This window comes from Candidatus Synechococcus spongiarum SH4 (assembly GCF_000586015.1).
GTDB lineage: Bacteria > Cyanobacteriota > Cyanobacteriia > PCC-6307 > Cyanobiaceae > Synechococcus_B > Synechococcus_B spongiarum_F.
The window spans coordinates 1-4498 of record NZ_JENA01000140.1 but is presented as its reverse complement, the minus strand read 5'-3'; the positions used below and the strand labels follow the sequence as shown (position 1 = coordinate 4498).

The 4498-nt window shown below is 58.0% G+C and carries 2 protein-coding genes; one reads left to right on the top strand and one right to left on the bottom strand.

The features are described from left to right. Positions 1-448 (bottom strand): DUF92 domain-containing protein (locus BG35_RS0106840; RefSeq protein WP_025782248.1); only part of this gene is annotated, 448 nt, incomplete at its 3' end. 140 nt (positions 449-588) lie between these two features. Between BG35_RS0106840 and BG35_RS0106835 the strand changes: the two genes are divergently transcribed. Continuing rightward, positions 589-4119, top strand: coding sequence for a DNA polymerase III subunit alpha (locus BG35_RS0106835; protein WP_025782247.1), 3531 nt, complete (start codon positions 589-591; stop codon positions 4117-4119). Positions 4120-4498: the final 379 nt, after the last annotated feature.

Below are 4498 nucleotides of genomic sequence, written 5' to 3'. Positions count from 1 at the left end.
TGGTGACGAGCAGGGTGCGCCCACCCCAGCGTTTGCCGATTTCACTGCCCCACGTGTCCCCCAGCTTGGCGGCAAAGCTGGCCACAAAGCCCAGGGTCAGCAGAGGCGCCGCCCCAGGGATCAGGGCCATGAGCACCGCCAGGCTCAAACCCGTTGCCGCGGATCCCCAAAGGTTGCCCGGACCACGGCGCCCGCCCCGGGCTTCCGCCAACCGGAGCGCCTGCTTGCGCTTGAGGCCGAGGCGGGTCACCGCTGAACCCAACGCCAGGTAGAGCACAACGGTGAGCCAGCCGGGCCAGCCCATGGTTCCCCAAAGCATGGCGCCCAAGGCTCCCCCGTGGACCCAGCCCTGGACGGTGAGCACCGGCAGGCGGTGAACCAGAAGGATGAGCCCCCCGTTCACCAGCAGTCCCACCCAGAAAGGATGGAGAGATGCAACAGAGATCATGGGATCAATGTACAGGTGGCCCTGGGGTACACCGGAATCCCGTGGGACCCGTGGGCCTTGGGACAGTTTTTGTTGCTGGCGACTGCCGGGGCTCGCCCCCGGAATTGGCCCTAGGCTTCCCAGTCCATGCGGCGCCTGGTGTGAGCTTCGTTGCACTGCACAACCACAGTGACTACAGCCTTCTGGATGGAGCCTCCCACCTCCCCCGACTGGTGGCCCGGGCCAAGGAGCTAGGGATGCCCGCCCTGGCCCTCACCGACCATGGGGTGATGTATGGCGCCATTGAATTGCTCAAGCTGTGCCGCCAAGCGGGCATCAAACCCGTTATCGGCAATGAAATGTATATTATTAACGGCTCCATTACAGCACCGCAGCAAAAACGAGAGCGCCGTTACCATCTGGTGGTCCTGGCGAAAAACGATCAAGGCTACCGTAACCTGGTGAAGCTAACCAGCATCAGTCATCTGCAGGGAATGCGGGGCAGGGGAATCTTTAGTCGACCCTGTATTGATAAGGAATTATTGGAAAAGCACAAAGAAGGCCTCATCATTTCCACGGCCTGCCTTGGGGGTGAAATCCCGCAAGCGATTTTGCAGGGACGGTTGGATGTGGCCCGCCAGGTGGCCGCATGGTATCAAAATTGCTTCGGGGACGACTTCTACTTGGAAATCCAGGACCATGGTTCCTATGAAGACAGGATTGTGAATACGGAGATTGTTAAAATCGCCCATGGACTTGGCATTGACGTCATTGCCACCAACGACGCCCATTATCTGAGCAATCAAGATGTGGAAGCCCACGACACCTTGCTTTGTATTCTCACAGGCAAGATGGTGACAGACGAGAAACGGCTTCGCTATACGGGAACAGAGTATCTCAAGTCTCCGGAGGAGATGGCCTGCCTGTTTCAGGATCATCTGGAACCGCAGGTGATTCAACGGGCCATGGCCAACACTCTGGCTGTGGCCGAGAAGGTGGAGGACTACGACATTCTTGGCAAATGCCGTATGCCCCATTTCCCGGGTTTGCCTGAGCAGGCTACCCCCATTGACCACCTGCGCCACGTGAGCCGTGACGGCCTGCAACAGCAGCTTCAGCAACCAGACTGGGAAGCCGTTGTCTCTCGGTATCCCACCTACGGGGAGCGGCTGGAGCGGGAGCTGGAGATCATTGAACGCATGGGATTCCCCACCTACTTCCTGGTGGTGTGGGACTACATCCGCTTTGCGCGCCTTCAGAAAATCCCCGTAGGCCCCGGTCGCGGCTCGGCAGCGGGTTCTCTGGTGGCCTTTGCCCTGGAAATTACCAATATCGACCCTGTGGACCACGGTCTTCTCTTTGAGCGTTTTCTGAATCCTGAGCGCAAGTCCATGCCCGATATTGATACGGATTTCTGTATTGAACGCCGCGGCGAGGTGATTGACTACGTCACCCAACTCTACGGTGGTGATCGCGTGGCGCAAATTATCACCTTCAATCGCATGACGTCAAAAGCCGTCCTCAAAGATGTGGCCCGGGTTCTGGACATACCCTACGGGGAAGCCGACCGGCTGGCGAAATTGATTCCTGTGGTTCGTGGAAAACCTGTAAAGCTTAAGGTGATGCTCGGTGATAAGACTCCGGCGTCGGAGTTTCGGGAAAAATATAGGAAGGATGAAAAGGTGCGCCGCTGGATTGATCTGGCCCTGCGCATTGAGGGAACCAACAAAACCTATGGCGTCCATGCTGCCGGCGTGGTGATTGGCGCGGATCCCCTGGATGAGCTGGTGCCTCTGCAACGCAGCAACGAGGGCCAGGTGATTACCCAATACCCCATGGACGACGTGGAGTCCATGGGGCTCCTCAAGATGGATTTTCTGGGCCTCAAGACCCTGACCATGATTGACAAGGCCCTGGAGTTGATTCAACAAACCCGGGACGAACACCTGGATCTTTATACCCTCCCCCAGGATGACAAGGACACCTATGGTTTGTTGTCCAAAGGGGATCTGGAAGGCATCTTCCAGTTGGAATCCAGTGGCATGCGGCAGGTTGTGTGTGACTTGCGCCCTTCCTCGTTGGAAGATCTTTCATCCATCCTGGCCCTCTACCGACCCGGTCCGCTGGATGCAGGGCTGATTCCCAAATTCATTAACCGCAAGCATGGGCGTGAACAGGTCCATGTTACCCATGCCAAGCTTCAGCCTATTCTGGAGGAGACCTACGGAATCATGGTCTATCAGGAGCAGATCATGCGCATTGCCCAGGATCTGGCGGGGTACTCCCTGGGACAAGCCGACCTGCTGCGCCGGGCCATGGGTAAAAAGAAAATCACGGAGATGGAGAAACACCGCACCATCTTCATCAATGGCGCCAAAGACCATGGCGTGGACAAACACATTGCCAGTAAATTATTTGATCAGATGGTTCTATTTGCTGAATATTGCTTTAACAAGAGCCACTCAACAGCTTACGGCGCCGTAACTTATCAAACAGCATACCTCAAGGCAAATTACCCTGTTGCCTATATGGCAGCCCTGTTGACAGTGAATTCCGGCAGCAGCGACAAGGTACAGCGTTATATTGGCAACTGCAATGCCATGGGAATTGAAGTATTGCGGCCTGATGTGAACGAATCGGGTCTGGACTTCACCCCCGTTGGCCAGCAGATTCGTTTTGGTCTGGGGGCTGTGCGGAATCTGGGGGAAGGGGCCGTCAAGGCAATCCTGGCCAGCCGTGACCAGGACGGACCGTTCCACTCCCTGGCGGATCTTTGTGACCGGTTGCCCGTGGGGTTGCTCAACAAGCGGGCACTGGAAGCCCTGATCCACAGCGGCGCCCTTGACGGTCTTGAATCCCAGGGCAACCGGGCCCAGTTGATGGCCGATATGGAGTTGGTGGTCAGTTGGGCCAGCGACCGGGCCAAGGATCGGGCCAGTGGTCAGGGAAGCATCTTTGACCTTGCGGCCACCACCGCCAGTTCTTCCGGCGCCCCCCTGGAGAACGCACCCAAAGCCCCGGCCACCAAGGAATACGACCTGCGTCAGAAATTACGGCTGGAAAAGGAGATTGTGGGCTTCTACCTTTCGGACCACCCCCTGAAGCCGCTGCGCAATCCCGCCCGCCTGCTGGCCCCCGTCAGCCTGGCTGATCTGGACCAGTTGCCGGATAAGCACAAGGTGAGCGCCATTGTCATGGTGTCGGTGCTCAAGATCGTCACCACCCGCAAAGGAGACCCCATGGGGGTGTTGACCGTGGAGGATCTGAGCGGAAGCTGCGAGGCGGTGGTGTTCCCCAAGACCTATGCCCAACTGCAGGAATACCTGAGCGAGGACACCCGCCTGTTGCTATGGGCCACCGTGGATCGCCGTGACGAGCAGGTGCAACTGATTATTGACGACTGCTCCGTGGTGGAGGACATCAACCTGGTGCTGGTGACGCTGGAGGCTGGACAGGCCGGTGACCTGGCTTACCAGGCCAAGTTGCGCACGTGCCTCCAGAGCCAGAGCAGTCAGGAGCGAGTTCCGGCCAAAAGTCCGGTGGTGATTGAACTGCGTCACCAGAATGCGCGACGCTATGTGCGTGTTGGCCACCAGTTCCGTGTCTGTGATGCCGATGCAACGGTCAAGGCCCTCCACCGGGCACACTTTGAAGCCCGCCGTGAGTCCCTCATGCAGGCTGCCTTGGCCTAGTGTAGCGTCCTGGCAATAGCTTTACAAAGACGCTGGATCTTGGCCAGCTATGCCCGGGACGGTCTGGCCCGGGTGGAAGCAGCAGGGGACGCCCTCCAGCTTGCGACGGTGCGCTCCGCGTTGGAGGAGGCCCTGGGGGTGCGTTTCGAGGGGGAGAAAGGAGCCAGGTTCTTCCGCTCCACCCTGGTGCGAACCTTGACTGACCTCCTTATGGTGAGAGGGCAGCGCCACGGGGAAGATCATCGACTTTTTCGAGATGCCTTGATTGTTACTCACTCTCATGTTGAGCTGCCCAGATTATCAGCCGCAACTCAGACTCATCAATCACGGTATATTCAGGCGTACGACCTGAAAGCTCCCGGCTCTCGTTCATAATGAT